This is a genomic window from Paenibacillus sp. EKM10P (genome assembly GCF_011800655.1).
GTDB classification, from domain to species: Bacteria; Bacillota; Bacilli; order Paenibacillales; family Paenibacillaceae; genus Paenibacillus; species Paenibacillus polymyxa.
The window spans coordinates 64,322-82,586 of record NZ_JAALET010000010.1; the positions used below are offsets into that span (position 1 = coordinate 64,322).

The 18,265-nt window shown below is 46.8% G+C and carries 19 protein-coding genes; 14 read left to right on the plus strand and 5 right to left on the minus strand.

From position 1 onward, the window contains the following. The first annotated feature begins 48 nt into the window (after nucleotides 1-48). The gene (locus HFE01_RS19985; RefSeq protein WP_019686007.1) at nucleotides 49-1,341 is read left to right on the plus strand and encodes a homocysteine synthase; all 1,293 of its coding nucleotides are present in this window, start codon (nucleotides 49-51) and stop codon (nucleotides 1,339-1,341) included. Between the two features lie 193 nt (nucleotides 1,342-1,534). After that, nucleotides 1,535-3,199, plus strand: a complete 1,665-nt coding sequence (locus HFE01_RS19990) for a CoA-disulfide reductase (RefSeq protein ID WP_019686008.1) — start codon at nucleotides 1,535-1,537, stop codon at nucleotides 3,197-3,199. Here the strand turns inward: HFE01_RS19990 and HFE01_RS19995 are convergent. Continuing rightward, nucleotides 3,184-3,552: a VOC family protein gene (locus HFE01_RS19995; protein WP_019686009.1), complete on the minus strand. Its 369-nt coding sequence runs from the start codon at nucleotides 3,550-3,552 to the stop codon at nucleotides 3,184-3,186. The two genes, HFE01_RS19990 and HFE01_RS19995, sit on opposite strands and share 16 nt — an antisense overlap. A gap of 141 nt (nucleotides 3,553-3,693) precedes the next feature. Between HFE01_RS19995 and HFE01_RS20000 the strand changes: the two genes are divergently transcribed. From HFE01_RS20000 to HFE01_RS20005, 3 genes are all read left to right on the plus strand, one after another. Beyond that, nucleotides 3,694-4,026: a hypothetical protein gene (locus HFE01_RS20000; protein ID WP_016819475.1), complete on the plus strand. Its 333-nt coding sequence runs from the start codon at nucleotides 3,694-3,696 to the stop codon at nucleotides 4,024-4,026. A gap of 339 nt (nucleotides 4,027-4,365) precedes the next feature. Then, nucleotides 4,366-4,488, plus strand: coding sequence for a hypothetical protein (locus HFE01_RS27655; protein WP_016819476.1), 123 nt, complete (start codon nucleotides 4,366-4,368; stop codon nucleotides 4,486-4,488). Between the two features lie 97 nt (nucleotides 4,489-4,585). Continuing rightward, entirely contained in the window at nucleotides 4,586-4,894 is a 309-nt protein-coding gene (locus HFE01_RS20005; RefSeq protein ID WP_019686010.1) for a LexA family transcriptional regulator, read from the plus strand. Nucleotides 4,895-4,991: 97 nt separating this feature from the next. On the opposite strand, the gene HFE01_RS20010 is transcribed toward HFE01_RS20005, so the two are convergent. Beyond that, on the minus strand, nucleotides 4,992-5,132 hold the full coding sequence (locus HFE01_RS20010) for a hypothetical protein (protein WP_019686011.1): 141 nt from the start codon (nucleotides 5,130-5,132) through the stop codon (nucleotides 4,992-4,994). Between the two features lie 478 nt (nucleotides 5,133-5,610). On the opposite strand from HFE01_RS20010, the gene HFE01_RS20015 reads away from it, so the two are divergent. The 5 genes from HFE01_RS20015 (at nucleotide 5,611) to HFE01_RS20035 (ending at nucleotide 11,099) form a co-directional block, all read left to right on the plus strand. Then, on the plus strand, nucleotides 5,611-6,066 hold the full coding sequence (locus HFE01_RS20015) for a MarR family winged helix-turn-helix transcriptional regulator (RefSeq protein ID WP_019686012.1): 456 nt from the start codon (nucleotides 5,611-5,613) through the stop codon (nucleotides 6,064-6,066). 154 nt (nucleotides 6,067-6,220) lie between these two features. After that, on the plus strand, nucleotides 6,221-7,099 hold the full coding sequence (locus tag HFE01_RS20020) for a (Fe-S)-binding protein (RefSeq protein WP_019686013.1): 879 nt from the start codon (nucleotides 6,221-6,223) through the stop codon (nucleotides 7,097-7,099). A gap of 121 nt (nucleotides 7,100-7,220) precedes the next feature. Continuing rightward, nucleotides 7,221-8,723: an HD-GYP domain-containing protein gene (locus HFE01_RS20025; RefSeq protein ID WP_029514805.1), complete on the plus strand. Its 1,503-nt coding sequence runs from the start codon at nucleotides 7,221-7,223 to the stop codon at nucleotides 8,721-8,723. A 173-nt stretch (nucleotides 8,724-8,896) separates the two neighbouring features. Continuing rightward, entirely contained in the window at nucleotides 8,897-10,342 is a 1,446-nt protein-coding gene (locus tag HFE01_RS20030) for an ATP-binding protein (protein WP_016819482.1), read from the plus strand. A 37-nt stretch (nucleotides 10,343-10,379) separates the two neighbouring features. After that, nucleotides 10,380-11,099 carry an NAD(P)H-binding protein gene (locus HFE01_RS20035; protein WP_016819483.1) on the plus strand — a complete coding sequence of 240 codons (720 nt, stop codon included), beginning with the start codon at nucleotides 10,380-10,382 and terminating at the stop codon, nucleotides 11,097-11,099. A 77-nt stretch (nucleotides 11,100-11,176) separates the two neighbouring features. Here HFE01_RS20035 and HFE01_RS20040 read toward each other — a convergent pair whose 3' ends face one another. Together HFE01_RS20040 and HFE01_RS20045 are read right to left on the minus strand one after the other, a co-directional pair. Then, on the minus strand, nucleotides 11,177-12,442 hold the full coding sequence (locus HFE01_RS20040) for a DUF4179 domain-containing protein (protein WP_016819484.1): 1,266 nt from the start codon (nucleotides 12,440-12,442) through the stop codon (nucleotides 11,177-11,179). Further along, nucleotides 12,439-12,966, minus strand: a complete 528-nt coding sequence (locus tag HFE01_RS20045) for a sigma-70 family RNA polymerase sigma factor (RefSeq protein ID WP_016819485.1) — start codon at nucleotides 12,964-12,966, stop codon at nucleotides 12,439-12,441. Before HFE01_RS20045 ends, HFE01_RS20040 begins: the two co-directional genes overlap by 4 nt. A gap of 269 nt (nucleotides 12,967-13,235) precedes the next feature. On the opposite strand from HFE01_RS20045, the gene HFE01_RS20050 reads away from it, so the two are divergent. Next, nucleotides 13,236-13,616: a RidA family protein gene (locus HFE01_RS20050; RefSeq protein ID WP_013308546.1), complete on the plus strand. Its 381-nt coding sequence runs from the start codon at nucleotides 13,236-13,238 to the stop codon at nucleotides 13,614-13,616. An 84-nt stretch (nucleotides 13,617-13,700) separates the two neighbouring features. Beyond that, the gene (locus tag HFE01_RS20055) at nucleotides 13,701-14,687 is read left to right on the plus strand and encodes an undecaprenyldiphospho-muramoylpentapeptide beta-N-acetylglucosaminyltransferase (RefSeq protein ID WP_019686015.1); all 987 of its coding nucleotides are present in this window, start codon (nucleotides 13,701-13,703) and stop codon (nucleotides 14,685-14,687) included. Nucleotides 14,688-14,782: 95 nt separating this feature from the next. On the opposite strand, the gene HFE01_RS20060 is transcribed toward HFE01_RS20055, so the two are convergent. Then, entirely contained in the window at nucleotides 14,783-15,538 is a 756-nt protein-coding gene (locus HFE01_RS20060; RefSeq protein ID WP_019686016.1) for a tryptophan-rich sensory protein, read from the minus strand. Between the two features lie 296 nt (nucleotides 15,539-15,834). Here HFE01_RS20060 and HFE01_RS20065 point away from each other — a divergent pair, with 296 nt between their 5' ends. After that, nucleotides 15,835-16,785: a bile acid:sodium symporter family protein gene (locus HFE01_RS20065; protein WP_102998346.1), complete on the plus strand. Its 951-nt coding sequence runs from the start codon at nucleotides 15,835-15,837 to the stop codon at nucleotides 16,783-16,785. 250 nt (nucleotides 16,786-17,035) lie between these two features. After that, complete coding sequence (locus HFE01_RS20070; RefSeq protein ID WP_167438625.1) at nucleotides 17,036-18,160, plus strand: NADH-dependent flavin oxidoreductase; 1,125 nt, start codon at nucleotides 17,036-17,038, stop codon at nucleotides 18,158-18,160. The last annotated feature ends 105 nt before the right edge of the window (nucleotides 18,161-18,265 follow it).

Sequence of the window (18,265 nt, forward strand, 5' to 3'; positions counted from 1 at the left end):
CAGGAAGAGACGATTCATACAGCACGTATAACAAGGGAGGCAATAATCATGTCAGAAGAACGCAAGCTGTCATTCGAAACCCTCGCTGTCCATGCCGGACAAGAGATTGATCCTAATACCTTTGCCCGCGCCGTTCCGTTGTACCAGACCACTTCATATGGATTTCGGGATGCCGAGCATGCGGCTGATTTGTTCTCGCTGAAAGAATTCGGCAACATTTATACGCGTCTGATGAATCCGACTACGGATGTATTCGAGCAACGAATTGCCGCACTGGAAGGCGGAGCTGGCGCGTTGGCCACAGCTTCGGGAATGGCGGCGATTTCCTTCTCCATTCTGAACATTGCCGGAGCTGGAGATGAAATTGTATCGGCCTCCAGTCTGTATGGCGGTACATATAATCTGTTTTCTACTACACTGCCGAAATTGGGTATTAAGGTGCATTTTGTCGATTCGGATGATCCGGAGAATTTCCGCCAAGCCATCACGGATAAAACGAAGGCCATATTTGCCGAAACGATTGGCAATCCACAGGGCAATGTGCTAGATGTGGAAGCTGTAGCGGCGATTGCACACGAATATGGTATTCCGCTGATTGTGGACAACACGTTCCCAAGCCCCTATTTATTACGCCCTATCGAACATGGAGCGGACATTGTTGTGCATTCGGCAACCAAGTTTATTGGCGGACACGGTACGTCTCTTGGCGGGGTAATCGTGGACAGTGGCAAGTTTGACTGGAAAGCGAGTGGTCGTTTCCCCGGACTGACTGAGCCGGACCCAAGCTACCATGGAGTTGTATACACCGAGGCGGTGGGACCTATCGCGTACATTATCAAGGCACGGGTGCAATTGCTGCGTGACTTGGGAGCAGCCATTTCTCCGTTCAATTCATGGCTACTGCTTCAAGGCTTGGAAACATTGCATCTGCGGCTGGAAAGACATAGTCAGAATGCCCTGAAAGTAGCGCAATACCTCGAAAGTCACAAGGATGTGGAGTGGGTCAGCTACTCTGGATTGCCGAGCCATCCATCCTATGAGTTGGCCCAAAAATATTTGCCAAAAGGACAAGGGGCAATCTTGACCTTTGGTATCAAAGGCGGGAGTCAGGCGGGAAGCAAGCTGATTGCGAATGTAAAGCTGTTTTCTCATCTGGCGAATGTGGGCGATTCCAAGTCTTTGATTATTCATCCGGCAAGCACAACCCATCAGCAGCTGAGCGCAGAAGAACAGGTGGCTGCTGGAGTCAAACCGGAGCTGTTACGTTTATCTGTCGGGACCGAAGCGATAGACGATATTTTGTATGATCTGGAGCAGGCAATCGCGGCCAGTCAACAGTAATAAACAGTAGTTGGCGGCTAGTTAGCCCAGTGAGATAGGGCATTTTTGCAGCAGTCGCAAGTGATTTGTGATTCCAATCGGGTTTTGTTTAGGGTTTGAGCAGGCGGGGGTAACCTCTGCCTTTTTTGTTTGTTGACATCATACCCCCATAGGTATATATTATACCCCATAGGGTATATGAGGAGGGGAAGAAATGGGTAAGAGGATAGTTATTATTGGCGGGGTAGCAGGTGGAGCTTCTGCTGCGGCGAGATTGCGTAGATGGAATGAGGAAGACGAGATTATTCTGTTTGAACGCGGTGAGCATGTTTCTTTTGCAAACTGTGGTCTTCCCTACTATATTGGGGGGACAATTCAGGCACGGGAGAAGCTGTTTCTCCAGACGCCTCAAGGCATTAGAGACCGATTTAATATAGATGTTCGGGTGCTGAAAGAAGTAATACAAATAGACCGCGAGCATAAGCTTGTCCGTTACCGCGATATGATCACAGGAGAGATGGATGAGCAGGCGTACGATATTGTGGTATTGTCGCCGGGAGCCAAACCGATGATACCAGACATTCCCGGACTACATGAAGCTACAAATGTATTTACGTTAAGAAACATTCATGACACCGACCTTATTAAGGCATATGTAGATGAAAGGCAACCCAAGCATGCCACGATAATTGGTGCTGGATTTGTTGGGCTGGAGATGGCTGAAAATTTGCGGGAGCGTGGACTTGCAGTAACCGTTATGGATAAAGGACAACAAGTGTTGAATCCGCTTGACCCTGAAATGGCCAAACTGGTGGAACAGCATATGCAGCTGAACGGGGTGGAGGTGCGTTTAGAGGAAGGAGTCGCAGCTTTTGAAGAACAGGGTACACGGTTACGTTTGACCTCTGAGGAGACGCTTCAGACGGATATGGTTATTTTGGCGATTGGCGTGGTACCTGAAAATGAGTTGGCCAAGCAATGCGGATTGGAACTAGGTTTTCGCGGCGCTATTCAGGTGAATGCACAGCTGCAAACCAGTGATCCGTCCATTTATGCGGTAGGTGATGCCATCCAGGTCAAAGACCGCAATCATGGGTTTGTAACGATGGTATCGCTGGCCTGGGGAGCCAATCGGCAGGGGCGTTTGGCAGCGGATCATATTAATGGTCAGCCGATTTCCTATGATGGTGCGCTCGGAACATCCGTAATTAAGACATTTGCATTGACCGCAGCTTCTACAGGTAACAATGAAAAAACATTGCAGCGGCTGGCTGTTCCTTATCAGACTATTCATATTCATCCTGGTTCACATGCCGGTTATTATCCTGGCGCGTCACCCATTTCTATGAAGCTGCTCTTTCATCCGAAGACCGGGATGATCTACGGAGCGCAGGCTGTTGGGGCTGACGGAGCCGACAAAAGGATTGATGTTATTGCGACGGCGATTCGCGGCCATTTAACCGTCCGTGAGCTGGCAGATATCGAGCTTGCTTATGCACCTCCTTATTCTTCAGCTAAAGATCCAGTGAATATGGCGGGTTACGTAGCTTCGAACATCATGGATGGGCTGGTCCAGACGATACAGTGGCATGAAGTTGACGATTTTCACCGCAATGGTGGTCTTGTTATTGATGTCCGGGATGCGATGGAGCTACAGGGAGGAGCGATTCCAGGTTCTATTCATATTCCACTGGCCGAGATCAGAGAGCGGATGTCGGAAATTCCTCGTGATCTGGAGATCGCGGTATCCTGCCAAGTCGGGTTGCGCGGCTATCTAGCGGCCAGAATTCTGACCCAATTCGGATATCGGGTGAGGAACGTTGATGGCGGCTACAAGACGTACTCAGTTATGGCTAAACGTGATCATCTTTTAAAATAGTTCATCACCCATCCAATTTGATTAAGATGATCCGTTACTTCGCCGTGCAGCGCACCAAAGAAGGTATCTTGTAGCTCTACAGTGATGGTGCCTTTTTCGGATAGTACATGGTAAGCCTGTTTAAGCTCCTCCTCACTCTCACAGTCGAGAATGATTTGGACATGCTGTGCTTTCAGTGGTTTACCGTAGGAATCGGAAAAATGGATATGGCTGCTGCCCAGGTGCAGTTCGGCATGTAAGAGCCTGCCGTCCTGCTTGTTCAGTACTTTGATTTTCCCGCCTAAAACAGATTGGTAGTAGTCAACCGACTGCTGCACATCGTTCACAATGACAAAAGGACTTGCACTTCTCATAAGATCAATTCCTTTCATTTCTTCTATGTAGGGTTGTCTGCTACTATACATTATTTACATTGTCGGCAGGGTTTAGCCCTTTTCTAATCAAATTATGGCTTGGTTCACTGTGTGACGTCTGTTACAATAGAAGAGGTATATATGATGGATAGAAAAGAGGTCGAACAGGTGGGCACTTCAGCGATTTGGGAAGCAGTTATCTATTGGGTGATCTTGGTGATTTCTGCTCTGTGTGTAATTGCAGTATCTGGTAGTCGTAAGACCGCAAGCACAATTATTTTGGCACCCGTTGTTTTGTTCTGTACCATATTTATGATGCAGGGCTCGGTGTTTACTGCTATGAAGCATCCGACCATGGGGGCTAATGTCGGCTTGGGTATGGCGTTTCTGACCACATGGGTAGTCAGCGGAATATTGTTTGCTATAGCGCTTGTGATTGCTTTTATTAAATATAGCAAAAAGAACAAGGCGTAGTTCAGCCTTAACCTCAGATGAACAAAGGCTTTCGGTGATGTACCGAAAGCCCTTTTTGTATTCTCAGTTAACCATAGAGGATGTCTTCGTTCATCTGCGTCTTCTCATGAGCAAAACAACGATCAGCGCAATGATGATTACGATCAATAGAAACTTCATATTCGATAACCTCCTTGATCTGTCTCCTATTTGATATTAACCATTTTTGATAAGTGTGCACCGATGCATCCTAAGCAAGTATCTATTGTCAAATGTTTGGCGAAAATGTGATTGTGGGATCAAAAAGAGGTTTACAGGCTTAGCTGGAAAGTGTATACATAAAGTAAGGAGGCGATTGCCATGAGTGATCGTACATTTCATTTGTTTTATATTATTTTCTTGACGGTTTTGGCGCTTGGAAGCGTTGGAGGAATCTCTTGGTGGTTGCGCTCTATCGGTCGTCAGGAAAAGGAAAAAAACTAAATTCAGCATGGGCATACAAGCCCGTATGCATCTTCCAGTAGGAGGGTGCATTTTTATGTGTTATAATGGGAACATATGTTCTTTAGGAGGGGTAACGATGTTGCCGGATTTGGAACGGAAGCTACTACGTATTTTGTATAATTATTTTGCTCAGCATCGCCATATGCCTACAATGGCTGAATTGTCAGCAAAAACGGGTAAGCGAGACCCTGAAATTACAGCTGCATTGCGACATATGGAACAAGAGCGCTATATCACATGGGAAACTAACACAGGTACCCAGCATATTGTTTTACTGGAAGGATGGGAGCGTCCTTCCAGCTACAAGTCTGCCCAAGTGGAAGCTGGACGCCCTACTACTCAAAAGGTACAGTCCGGTAGTATGGAATATTGGACGAATTATTAGTAGCCATATAAAGCTGGAAAATTAATGAGTTTTTAAGGTGCATATCATTTTGTTTTAAGAAAGCAAGACTATAATGACCCTATTAACCCCTTTTTGATCAAGCTATAGGCCCTGTCGATGTATCGGCAGGGTCACTTTTTTGTTCATAGATGCGTTTTCCGTATATGAAAAATCCCCCGGGGATCATCCGGAGGATCTGCGCAGCTTGCGTATACTGCACGGCCTGCTCAAACTTCATCGTTTGACGGCATAATATATATTTAACCCCTGCTACCTTGTATTATATGGTCAGCATGTTCATAAGGGGCAGTCTGATTCCTCTGTTTATTTTCCAAACGACAAAAGCCCTACCTCTCTTTCGTCCTTGCGGCTCCGATGACCGCGCCAGTGTGAATGTGAAAATCTTCGGCAAAAGCTCAAAATTCTACATTAGGGTTATACATAAAATTTGGAGAAGCTCCATGCGGTGATAGGAGTATAGCTTCTTGCGTGGAATCCTATGGGGTTAATACATACTAATACAGTATAACAATAATGATTCTAAAACACAAGGGATTTTTGGTTTTTTTGATTGTAGACTGGAAATAATGCACTTTCTGCAATGGATTAGACTTATTTTCATTTGCAGAGAATAGAGGCTGTGATAAATTGCCCTGACAGAGCGTACGAATTTTGGAATAGTGTAGTTACACGAAAGATGGAAGGAAACAAGAACTATGACTGCCTCAAGGAAAGACAAAAAAACATCACAGAATAACTCGCCCTCAGTCTGCACATGCATTAATCTGCGTCGTGCCTCGATGGCTGTAACAGGGCTGTATGACCAGTATCTGGCTCCAAGTGGACTCCATATCAGCCAGTTTTCGCTGCTCAAGCACTTAACGGTACTGGGACCGGTAAGCGTAAGCGAATTAGCATCGGAGATGCGACTCGACCGAACCACGCTTGTGCGCAATTTGAAGGCCCTGGAGCAAAGTGGGTATGTGGAGGATACATCCGCTGAGGGAAGCCGGAACCGCTGCCTTACCCTGACAGAGAGAGGAAAAGCGTTATATAACGATGCAGCAGAGCTCTGGGAGGAGGCGCAGTTATTTTTACAGAAGTCACTGGGAAGCGCCGATTTGCAGATATTGACCGCACTGTTATCCAAAATTGAAAAATTGAGACTGTGATTAGCCTTCGCCTAATAAGGGAGGTCATGCTGACCTATTCGTGTATATACACGAATAGGGATTCAGATATGTAACGCAGCCATTCATCGGTAACCGGGTATCCGCCAGGAATTCGAGAGAATCACAATAACTTAAGAAGAGGGATGTGGATAGGATGGTAACGCCCGTACCAGACATGAAAGAACTTATCGCAGCCGAGATGAAGGCCTATGTGAGCGAAGACAAGGGCAATTTCTGCGAAGAATTACAGAGCCCTTACTACGAGGAACCGATTATTCAATTTGCAGAGGCCAATGATCCTTTGTTTGAGGATTATAAAAGAGTGGTGGGCCCCGACCATGCTACGCCGCAGGAAGCCTTCGAACGGACCTTCGGCACAGGAAGTTTTGGTGGAGGCACCGTTGTCAGTGTTGTGCTGCCGATCAGTGAGACGATTCGCAAGGCCAATCGTGCGCAAAAAGCAAGAGCCTCCAGAGAGTGGGCGCTGCTGCGGACCTTTGGCGATGAATATTTTGTGCGGTCGGCAAGGTACCATTTGGCGGGATATCTGACTGGACTTGGCTATCGAGCTGTGGGGCCGCTGGATACGGATTGGTACAACATCCACGGTGCCACAGGTGGTCCGGTCTCTAATTGGTCAGAACGGCATATCGCGTATGCAGCCGGTCTCGGCACCTTCAGTATCAACGATGGCTTCATCACCGAAAAAGGAATTGCCATCCGCCTGCTGTCTGTAGTAACGGATCTGCAGGTGCCGCCTGATGTCAGAGTATCCTCGAACCTGAGCCATACCGGTAACTGTCTGCTGTGCAGCAAAGGCATTTGCGGTGTGTGCATTACCCGCTGTCCTGTACAGGCCATCAGCAAGGAAGGCGGTCATGACAAAATCGCCTGCATGAAATTTGTGTACGGCGAGGAATCTCGAAAGTGGGCAGTGTTAAACGGCGGTGAGGCTGAATCGGGTGCCGGTTGCGGACTTTGCCAGACCAAGGTGCCCTGCGAAAGCCGGAATCCGATGCGGACCGCTCGCTAGTGTTATTTTCCTAGGATTCATGCAAATTGCTCATAGAAGAAGGTTAACTTTTGACGGCTGGACTCCGATATTGAATACAAAGATATTTTATGAGCGTACGGATGAAAAGAGGGGTAGCATTTTGCCGATCTATAAGCGCTTTATTCAGCATGTTATCCTGAACTATATTATAGGTTCATTTATTGCTGTACTACTGGTATGTATGATTTTTGTATTTTCCACGTTAAATGTAGCCCACTATGAGCTTTTGGGTCTTGTCAAAATTGTTGCATTTTCCAGCGTCATTATGATTGTCTGTGAAACCATAGTGTTTCGAATGCACTTAAGACCCGTTCATCGTTTTTTCCAAGGCAATCAGGAGACACTCAAGGATGTAGAAGCGGTGTATATCCGGGTTCATCATCTGCCTAATTTGTCCGTTTTACGTATTGTCGGACCGCATTTGCTAGGCTTCTCTATCCCGGCAGCCGTCATTGCATTATGGATGATACATACTGGACAACTTACCTTTCCCTTTTATTATGTAGGAATCGCCTGTATAGGAGCTTGTTTGGTCGCTTCCATGCATGCACTGGTTGAATTTTTTCTGACCATGAGAGCAATCAAACCGCTGCTGGAGGAGATTCGGGATCGAACCTATCAGCAATATGGATTGAACCTGTCCCTGCGAGGTCGAGTTTTGCTGTCACTTCGGCATAAATTTCAGTTAAGTGCAACGTTAATTGGTGCTTTTCCTCTATTTCTGTTTTGTTTAGCTACGCAGATTCGGCTGGAACATTTGGAGGCGACGGATTCCGGCTCCTATTGGGCATGGGCGGGTACGATTTTAATATCTGGTGTAGCCTTTGCTTATTTGGGAGGCAGGCTGCTAACCCGTGAGATCGAACAGCCGATCCATCACTTGTTGGAAAAAATGAATGAAGTGAAGGAAGGCCGCCTGAACAGTAACGCCAGTGACTTGTATTCGGACGAATTTGCGGAGCTGGTCGAAGGATTTAACATGATGATCGAGGGCCTGAAGGAACGAGAGGAAAAAAACGGTCAGCTATTAGACAGTTACTTTGCCACTTTGGCTGCAGCGTTGGATGCGCGGGATGCCTATACCGCAGGACATTCGTTGCGCGTGGCTGAATACTCTGTACTCATTGGGCGAAAGGGCGGTTTGGGCGAGACGGACCTCGACTTGCTGCGTAAAACAGCCTTGCTGCATGATATCGGTAAAATCGGTGTGGCTGACGCTGTGCTGTTTAAGGATGGCAAGCTGACGGACGAGGAGTTTGACCAGATTAAAATGCACCCGGTTATGGGGGAGAGTATTCTTCGGCAAGTGGAGCCTGCTTATGCTATGGCCCCTTATCTACCCGGCGTGCGCTCGCACCATGAGCGTTACGATGGCAAGGGATACCCTGACCAGCTCTCCGGGGAAGACATCCCACTATTTGGGCGCATCATAGCCGTAGCAGATGCCTATGATGCGATGACGTCGGATCGTCCCTATCGGAAAGGTATGAAGGAAGAGAAGGCGGTTATGATATTGGAAGAGGGTAAAGGAACCCAGTGGGATCCTTACTTTGCCGAATTATTTGTCAAGGAGTGGCGCCGGAACAAAGGCATTCCAAGCTGACTCTATAGATACTCCCACTAGGGCGAGCCGTTGCGGTTCGCTTTTTTTATACACACACGCAAGCCTCTTGGATATGTCGAAAGATGGGGCTTCATGTTATGATGTACGAGTAAGGCAAAATCGGCTAGCATAGGCCTGGCATCCAATTTCTCGCGCAATGGGAGTGTGAATCCATGCAATTTTCAACGATGTTTATAATGAATTTGGGGATGCTGATTGCCGTTGCCTATGTGGCGAACGTGATTTATAAATATGGTTTGAGTCGTACGTCTACGCGGTTCAAATATGTCAGCTCAGTGTTGCTGGTGGTATTTGGCGGATGGGTCAGTTCTTGCTTTGGCTTTAATTTCAATGAAACGGTTATTTTCGATCTGCGTTTTGTTCCGCTCATTATCGCAGCATTGGTGTATCCCCGTTCCTACACGCTGATTATTATTGGGGTAGCAATCGGTCTTACAAGATTTACCTTCGGTCTGAATATGGCGGCGTGGGTCGGCTTTCTGAATATGAGCATTTTGGGCATATTATGCGCCGGTTTGAACTACTGGATGCGCCGCTCCACTTGGCGCTTGATTATTAAGGCATCTGTAACCATTTTAGCGGTTAATATTGTAAATACGTTAAATATTGCCTTCCTGGGCGTCATTCCCTGGCGCTATTATGTAGCAGAGGTCGTTCCTCTTACACTGCCTATCGGCGTTATCCTTAGCTTTTTATTTGCACTGATATTACGTGATTTTCAGATGGAGCAGCAGCGAAACTATCAGATTCAGCAGGCGAATGAGTTGTTGTCAGAGCAGCGTGATCAGCTGCAAAAGGCAAAGATTATTTTAGAGGAACGCGCCAAGCAGCTGATGATGGCTTCCCAGTATAAATCGGATTTTATGGCAACGATGTCGCATGAGTTACGTACACCTCTTAACAGCATCATTAACCTGGCACAGATTATCAATGAGCAGGGAAAAGAGCTAGATGAGGACGAGCTATACCAGTACAGTGATCTAATTTATGCCTCGGGCCATGATTTGCTCCAACTGATTAATGACATTCTGGACTTATCCAAGGTCGAGGCTGGGCACATGGAAATCGTAAGTGAGCCAGTCAGTGTGCGTGAAATTGCGCATGGGATGATGATGCATTTTGATGTCACAGCGAAGGATAAAAACCTGGAATTCAGCCTGAACGTGCATGAACATGTACCGGATGAAATCCGATCCGATTCCAAACGAGTACAGCAAATTTTACGCAATCTATTGTCCAATGCCTTTAAGTTTACTCATGAAGGGCGTGTATTGCTGGAAATCAGCACACAGCATCTGGATCGAAAGGGTCAGGAGGGAGACTGGGTTGTATTTGCTGTAAAAGATACAGGCATCGGTATATCCAAGCTTCAGCAGCATGTTATTTTTGAGGCATTCCAGCAGGCGAACGGTTCGATTAATCGTAAATATGGTGGAACTGGGCTGGGGTTGTCCATCAGCCGTGATTTTTCCCGCTTGTTAGGCGGATTTATCCGTCTGGAGAGTGAAGAAGGCAAGGGAAGTACTTTTTCCCTGTACCTGCCTATGTGTCCGTCCGACAGCAAGGAGGCGGACGAACAGCCGTTTAAATTAACCTGATCACAATCATGGGACAAGGAGCGTTAGGAGGTATATCATGGAACGTAAAGCGGTCGTTGTGGGTGGCACAGGGCTTGTCGGGGGTTATGTTGTACGGGAGCTACTGGTGCAAAAAGAATACACCCGCGTCATGGTTTTGGGCAGGCGTCCATTGGACATCAAGCATCCCAAGCTAGAGCAGGCGCTCATCGACTGGGAACAACCACAGAAGTCGGCCTTCGCCCTCGAAGGGGTGGATGATGTGTTTTGCTGCCTTGGGACAACGATGAAAAAGGCTGGCTCTAAGGAGCAGTTTCGACAGGTGGATCTGGACTATCCGGTTCTGACAGCCCAGTTGGGCAAAGAGGCTGGAGCAGTACAGATGCTTGCGATCTCTGCGATGGGCGCTGACCCGGATTCACGTGTGTTTTATAACCGTACTAAGGGTGAGGCTGAAGAGGCGCTTGCCGCGATCGGATTGCCTGCACTGCATTTGTTCCGTCCGTCGCTTATTTTGGGAGCGAGATCTGAACGACGATTTGGCGAAGCCGCTGCCACGATTGTCATGAAAGCGCTAGATGGCCTAATGACGGGCAGGTTCGCTTCCTATCGCGCCATTCCCGCTTCGTTCATCGCACGAGCTATGGTACGAATTGCTCTCGCGCAGGCGAGCGGTGTACATATTTATCCGAATGACATCATTCGGGTCATCGGTGCAGAACTAACCTCCGATGATGAGGAACCTGGTACAGGAACGACTCCTGATGACAATGTCTAAAACCACGCTTAGGATTAGAAATGATAATAACGCCGCTGTTGCCCGATCATTCGGACAGCAGCGGCGTTATTCGTGTTTTATGGGTGGTTTGTATTTTGTGGCACATCGATCGTAATTTCTAATTCATCGATGTAATGGCGTGTCCAGTTACCTTTAGCATCGAGTAGGGCGCTACCTCCTGATTGGGTTGGCAAGATATATGGCTTGAAAATGATCTTCTGGGGAGTGTCCACAAAAGGAGTAAACAGTGTGATCATTTTGCTGTCACGTTCTTGGGTATGGGGAACTCCAGAACCGCTCAGCAATTGAAGTTCTCTTCCCTGCTCGTCGAATACAGCATAATCGAGTATATCCAATTCCTTTTTGGTGTACTGGTTCGTGTGTCCATTCTTCATGTTATTGTACTCTCGTTCCACGGTGTACTCATCCGGCATATGTGCAATATCAGTCAGCATTTTGAACGATGTTGTAATCTTGGTCGTGATAGGGGTCATTTCTAACTTTTCTACCGTAAATGCAAGATACGGATTAGATTTGCTCATTTGCGGCTGAAGTATCTTGTTGTTTATTTTAGTTTTGTGAACCGTGGTTTGTATGCGGAACGGCTCGGATACACCTTTTAACTTTGCATATACCTCTAGCTCAAACTGATCTGGTAAGGCGGCTTTACCACTGGCAGGGTCACGCATATACGCAATCAGCATAGAATTATTGTCTTTGCCCGGACGACCATACATGAGATTAAAGGCGCTACTGTTGCTGTCGACCGACGTCCCATTGATGAACAGGTCTATTTTCTCCACTATATCCTCTTCCTGCCCTTGCGTATTGGTAGTGGGATACAGGGGTTCATGTTGTGAATCCCCACCGCTTTTTTCCAACGCTACGACCAAGCGTGTCCCGTCAAATATGATTTGAGGTACTTCCAATGTAATACCGCCATGGGTAACGCTGAGATTCGATGAAGTGGCCAATCCTTTCTGATCAGCGGTTTGCAGCCCCAGATCCCCAGCGAGCTTGAAGACGCTATCGACAAGGGGGACCTGTTTCAATGATTCCGCCATTGTAGGCGAAACATAGGCGCTGCCAATGATCATAACGCCAATGAGCGCTGCAGAAGCAGCGGTAATTGCAGTTCTCCGAAGAAACCTTTTAACGGGTCGATGAGAGGATGAACGGTCGGGTAGCAGGTCAGAATCTGATTCCATTTGTGCATAAAATGCGTCTAGGCGTTGCCTTACCAAATCAGGGATGTCTGCCATATCTGCTTCCAAGTTTTCTTTTTCCAATTGTAATTTCTCATCCAGCTTTTGTTCCTGATTCTCATACTCTGAAGGATTCATTGAAAGGTCACCTTCCTTTCTCCGCGATTTTGTAGCAGATCCATTAATGTTCTGCGAGCACGGTGCAATCGTGTTTTGACGGCACCCTCTGATAGGTCCAGTAGCTCTGAAATTTCCCTGATCGGCATATCACGCAAATAGTGCAGGGAAATCACGGTTCGCATGGATTCCTCCAAGTGGTCGATGGCCTCGCGCAGCTCGATTTTTTCGTATCCGCCCGAGGTGGACGGTTCCTTTATAAATTCCGCGACGGGTACAACCCGTTTTTGCTTGCGGATCATGAGATGGCATTCATTAATGAGAATACGAAGCAGCCATGTTTTAAAATAGCGAGGTTCACGCAGCTCACCCAGAGACTTGTATGCTTTGAGCATCGCTTCTTGTATTGCGTCCGCGCAATCCTCATTGCTGCGAAGAATGGAACGCGCCATGCCATACATATCGGATTCCATCTGTTTCATCAAGGCGACGAACGCCTTGCGATCCCCGTGCCTTGCTTGGTATACGTTTGTTTCGAGATTCAAAGGATGGTGCTCCTTTCCCGTCTATACTAGCTATGATCAATGTAATTGTACCTGTATTTGAATTTGTACAATCTATTGTGTAGCAGGTTACAAGAATTAGATGATACATGGGCGCTAAAGGTTACAGCGGAAATAAAATTATGTAGCACCATCGCAATAAGGTTTCTTTAGAGAAACCTAACGTGTCAAACCGTCGCACGGAATAGTGGCTTTGGACTTCACATGCTATAATACGGTGAACCAGTATCAGGAAGGAGAATCCAACCCCTATGAAAAAAACAATTGCTACTGAAAAAGCCCCCGGCGCGATCGGGCCCTATAGCCAAGCGGTAGAGGCAGGCGGGTTTATTTACACATCAGGACAGCTTGGGCTGAATCCAGCAACAGGTGAGTTCGGCAAGGATGTACAGGAGCAGGCTCGCCTGTCCTTGAGCAATGTACAAGCCATTCTGGAAGCGGCAGGCAGCAACATGAACCAGGTTGTGAAAGCGACTGTATTCCTGAAGGATATGAACGATTTTGTCAGTGTCAATGAGGTGTACAGTTCCTTCTTCGAGCAACCATACCCAGCACGGAGTGCGGTGGAGGTAGCTCGTCTGCCTAAGGACGCACTGGTGGAGATTGAAGTCATTGCATTGAAGGGCGAATAAGTTACCAGGGTTCGTTTATTAAATACAAAGTCTGCATGGAACCGGGTGTCACTACTATAGTGGCATCCGGTTGTTTTGAATGTAATGCGTGTTGTTCGGAGTGTCCAATACATAGGCTCTGAACAAGGGATTGAAAGAAAACTGATCTCTGGATTAGAAGATGTGTGTTATTTTAGTGTCGCAACCGGGAAATTACGCAGATATTTTGACTGGAATAATGTTAAGGACCCTTTTAAAGTGCTTAAGGGAATTTCTCAAGCATACCGAATTATAAAGAAAGAAAAACCGAATATTATTTTTTCAAAAGGCGGGTTTGTTTCCGTTCCTGTGGTATTGGCTGGGTGGTTGAACAGAGTCCCCGTCATCATCCACGAATCCGATCTTACCCCTGGATTAGCGAATAAAATTTCCAGCATGTTTGCTACCGAAATTTGTACTACTTTTCCTGAAACAGCTGAATATTTTCGCTCAAAGAATACCCGATATATTGGTGCTGTTGTGAGAGATGAGCTAAAAGAGGGGAAGGCGGCCAAAGGGTTAGCCTACTGCGGTTTTACTCGAAATAAGCCCATCATGCTCATCATGGGTGGGAGTTTAGGCTCCAAGAAGATCAATGAGCTGGTTTGGCTGAATTTAGAGGCTTTGCTCGCTCAATTTCAAATCGTGCATATTTGTGGTAAGAACCAAGTGAATGATTCTATTCGTACGAATGGTTATCAGCAATTTGAATACATAAACGATGAACTGGCGGATGTAATGGCGATGGCAGATATGGTTGTTTCCAGGGCAGGTTCAAATTCCATTTTTGAATTCTTGACGTTGCGTAAGCCTATGCTGTTGATACCTCTTTCAAAAGCAGTCAGCAGGGGGGATCAGATTCTAAATGCAAAATCATTTAAAGCACAAGGCTTGTGTGAAATTTTAGAAGAAGAAGAGCTGGAATCTGAACGCTTTGTCGATATGATTCTTCGTTTGTATGAAAAAAGGTTGGATTACATTCACAATATGGAGAAAATTAATACGGATCAATCGACAAGCAAGCTTTTAGATTTGATTAAAGTCTATGCCTGATCATATTTTAGAAAAAACAAAGCAAGCGAGCTTGGGCTAAATGATTCAGACCCATGCTCGCTTGTGCTTGTGCTAGGAGATGATATTCGTTTCCTTTAATCCCGGTCTCGATTACGGGCAAAGAATAGCCATAGCGCGTACACCAGGATGATTGCCGACAAGACCCATGCAGCCAGCCGTACATTTTCATTGTTTGGATGCTCGATGGCGATGGCGACATAGGCCCATACAAATACAAGTGGGTAGATGCTGTCACGATAAGGAAAGCTGACCAAGATGGCCAATACGGTGCCAATAAACAGGATGATGATCGCCCATAGCGTATCGCTGAGACCCCAGCCACTCCATTCATTCTTTTCCAATGCTACTGCAATGTTGATGATGGTAGCCACAGATACCCAACCGAGATTCAGACTGAAAGGAAGCTTGACGAACCACATTTCTCCGCGAGTTGGCTGCGGTGTACGAGTACGTGTATATACGACGAATAGGGAGAGCAAGTATAAAATAATGACGATCACGCATAGTTCTACGTATACATACTGCCATAGGAAAATCCAGATGATGTTGAAGAGACAGCTCAAAATAAAGAAAATACCGATAGATTGAACGCTTGTCCTGGCTTGCCCTGTAGATGTAGATTGGTACACGGCAAAACAGGCGAGCAGCACGTAGATGACCGACCAGATGGAAAAAGCGTAACCTGCTGGCGTAATTAAGGTAGGGTACATGTTGGATACAGCAGCGGTGCTTCTTCCGCCAATAGGAAGTGTAGAAGCCAAAATATTAACGAGAACGACAGCGATGAATGCAATAATATTCCACCATTTATACGGATGGCTTCGTGACATAGGAATAACTCCTCCTCAACGAATGATATTCAAAATGACCGACTGGTCACTATCTTCTACTATGAATATACCCACTTTGCTTTCAAATATGTCCGAACGGGGAAAAGTTTCTTGATCCCAATAAAATCATAAAAAGTTGTATGTATATGCATTCATATGTAGTACAATGGTAAAAATTTTAAGCACTATATAAGCTGAAGGAAGAGTTCACATGGCGTGCCAACTATGCAGCCAGAAGATGCTTCCGATGTGCATTTTCTTAAATCAGCTTATATAGAAGTAAGGGGATCAGTAGAATGAGAGGATTAGAGAAAGTAGGAAAATTTGTAGGTGGGACCTTTTCCATCTGGGTGCTTTTATTTGCATGTTTGGGATTTTTCTTTCCTACGGCGTTTACAGGGTTGAAAGGATACATACAGTTATTTCTGGGCATTGTCATGTTCGGGATGGGGCTGACTTTATCTGCGGCCGACTTTCGTGAAGTGTTCCGGCGTCCAGTGGATGTGGCTATAGGAGTGGTAGGGCACTATCTGATCATGCCGTTTCTCGCCTTTGTATTGGCATTAGTATTGCAGCTTCCACCGGATATTGCGGTGGGTGTCATTTTGGTTGGCTGTTGCCCGAGTGGAACTGCGTCTAACGTAATGACGCTCTTATCCAAAGGAGACGTGGCGCTTGGCGTATCGATCGCTTCAGTGTCGACGCTGATTGCGCCACTGGCAACCCCAGCGATGATTAGTCTGCTTGCCGGACGCTGGATGAATATTGATGCGAAGTCGCTGATCATGGATATTCTCATCGTGGTTATTGTCCCTATTGTGCTGGGTGTAATCGTCAAATCGCTATTCCGCAGACAAGCGGAAGCCAGTGTCAAGGCGCTGCCGCTCATTTCAACCATGGCGATTGTACTTATCGTGGCTATTGTGGTTGCAGGCAGCAAAGGCAAGATTTTGGAGACAGGTCCGATTATTTTTGCTGTGGTTATTTTGCATAACGGTATCGGCTTTCTGCTCGGATATTGGTTTGCCAAGCTATTCGGCATGGATCTTTCCAAGCGTAAAGCCGTTACGCTGGAAACAGGAATGCAGAATTCCGGGCTGGGAGCTGCGCTGGCAGCGGCTCATTTTAATCCGATTGCTGCTGTACCGAGTGCGATTTTTAGCGTGTGGCATAATATTTCCGGCTCGTTGCTCGCGACCTGGTTTTCCCGCCGGGAGGAGAAAGATAGTATAGCCGGAAGCAAATAAGCGACTGTCAATAGCTGATGTAAAGTGGCTAAATTTCGGACTTTTCGGACAGTTTAAGGGAGGTCAAAAAGGTTGGATTTGACTTTATAGGGGCGGATCATTATACTGTGGTTATTATAACCACTGTATTTAAGTAAGCAACAGCAAAGAGGCTTCGTCATGGAAGGAAAATGACATTGAATTCGTATTCGTTTCATGCTCAATAGCCCTATATGATCTGATCTGACTTAAACTGAAGGAGAGAGAACGAATGAACCCGAAATATAATCCTTTATTTGAAGCTTATACCCTGCCATCCGGTGTTACATTGAAGAACCGCATTACGATGGCCCCTATGACTAACTTTGCTTCCCACGAAAATGGCGAAGTCAGTGACCAGGAACTGGCATACTACCGTGAACGCTCCGGTGGTGTGGGCGCGGTTATTACCGCTTGTGTGTATGTAACTCCAGATGGCAAAGGATTTGTTAATGAGTTTGGTGCGGACAAGGATGAAATGATTCCTAGCCTGCGTCGTCTGGCGGATACGATTCATCAGGAGGGCGCGAAAGCGATTCTGCAAATTTATCATGGTGGCCGCCTGTGCCCACCGGATCAGATTCCAGACGGACAACCAATCAGTGCAAGCGCAGTAGCTGAGGAAAAAGAAGGCGCACCTGTGCCGCGTGAAATGACATCTGACGATATCCACCGCGTCATCCGCGCCTATGGCGAAGCAACTCGCCGCGCGATTGAAGCAGGCTATGATGGTGTAGAGCTTCACGGAGCGAACGGTTACCTGGTGCAACAGTTCTTCTCCCCGCATTCCAACATTCGTACCGATGAATGGGGAGGAAGCCTTGAAAAACGGTTGACCTTCCCGTTGGCGATTGTTCACGAAGTGAAGAAGGTGATCGCAGAGCATGCGAAGCGTCCATTCATCTTCGGATACCGCTTGTCTCCTGAGGAAGGACACACGCCAGGTATCACACTAGATGATACGATGGTGCTTGTAGACCGTCTGGCGGACGAAGGGCTGGATTACCTGCACATTTCCGTAAATCATTTCTTCGGCGGCTCGTTCCGCGACCGTAGTGACGAACGGTCACGTACGGTTCTGATCCATGAGAAGGTTGGGAAACGTGTGCCAGTCATGGGAGTGGGTTCACTGAATACACCGGACGAGGCGCTTGCAGCGCTGGAGACAGGTGTACCACTTGTTTCGCTGGGACGTCCGTTGCTGATGGAGCCGCAATGGGTTCAGAAAGTGCAAAATGGCACAGAAGATACCATTCGCACGACATTATCCAAGCAAGCCCAGCAGGAGCTGGTCATTCCTGATTACCTGTGGGGTGCGCTGACGACCATTCCTGGCTGGATGCCTGTTACAGACTAAATTTTAAATAATATACCCTAGGCTGCTTGTATGTGCCTGGGGTATTTTCTTGTCTCGTGACTGTGAATTACAATTACGTAGGAATAACACAGAGAGAAGGTAATG

Bases quoted from the DNA above. Each gene is read 5' to 3' on its own strand.
- HFE01_RS19985 (WP_019686007.1), top strand. From the start codon at position 49: ATGTCAGAAGAACGCAAGCTGTCATTCGAAACCCTCGCTGTCCATGCC.
- HFE01_RS20005 (WP_019686010.1), top strand. From the start codon at position 4,586: ATGTTGCCGGATTTGGAACGGAAGCTACTACGTATTTTGTATAATTAT.
- HFE01_RS20020 (WP_019686013.1), top strand. From the start codon at position 6,221: ATGGTAACGCCCGTACCAGACATGAAAGAACTTATCGCAGCCGAGATG.
- HFE01_RS20010 (WP_019686011.1), bottom strand. From the start codon at position 5,132: ATGAAGTTTGAGCAGGCCGTGCAGTATACGCAAGCTGCGCAGATCCTC.
- HFE01_RS20065 (WP_102998346.1), top strand. From the start codon at position 15,835: ATGAGAGGATTAGAGAAAGTAGGAAAATTTGTAGGTGGGACCTTTTCC.
- HFE01_RS20050 (WP_013308546.1), top strand. From the start codon at position 13,236: ATGAAAAAAACAATTGCTACTGAAAAAGCCCCCGGCGCGATCGGGCCC.
- HFE01_RS19995 (WP_019686009.1), bottom strand. From the start codon at position 3,552: ATGAGAAGTGCAAGTCCTTTTGTCATTGTGAACGATGTGCAGCAGTCG.
- HFE01_RS27655 (WP_016819476.1), top strand. From the start codon at position 4,366: ATGAGTGATCGTACATTTCATTTGTTTTATATTATTTTCTTGACGGTT.
- HFE01_RS20055 (WP_019686015.1), top strand. From the start codon at position 13,701: ATGCGTGTTGTTCGGAGTGTCCAATACATAGGCTCTGAACAAGGGATT.
- HFE01_RS20015 (WP_019686012.1), top strand. From the start codon at position 5,611: ATGACTGCCTCAAGGAAAGACAAAAAAACATCACAGAATAACTCGCCC.
- HFE01_RS20000 (WP_016819475.1), top strand. From the start codon at position 3,694: ATGATGGATAGAAAAGAGGTCGAACAGGTGGGCACTTCAGCGATTTGG.
- HFE01_RS20030 (WP_016819482.1), top strand. From the start codon at position 8,897: ATGCAATTTTCAACGATGTTTATAATGAATTTGGGGATGCTGATTGCC.
- HFE01_RS20040 (WP_016819484.1), bottom strand. From the start codon at position 12,442: ATGAATCCTTCAGAGTATGAGAATCAGGAACAAAAGCTGGATGAGAAA.
- HFE01_RS19990 (WP_019686008.1), top strand. From the start codon at position 1,535: ATGGGTAAGAGGATAGTTATTATTGGCGGGGTAGCAGGTGGAGCTTCT.
- HFE01_RS20060 (WP_019686016.1), bottom strand. From the start codon at position 15,538: ATGTCACGAAGCCATCCGTATAAATGGTGGAATATTATTGCATTCATC.
- HFE01_RS20035 (WP_016819483.1), top strand. From the start codon at position 10,380: ATGGAACGTAAAGCGGTCGTTGTGGGTGGCACAGGGCTTGTCGGGGGT.
- HFE01_RS20070 (WP_167438625.1), top strand. From the start codon at position 17,036: ATGAACCCGAAATATAATCCTTTATTTGAAGCTTATACCCTGCCATCC.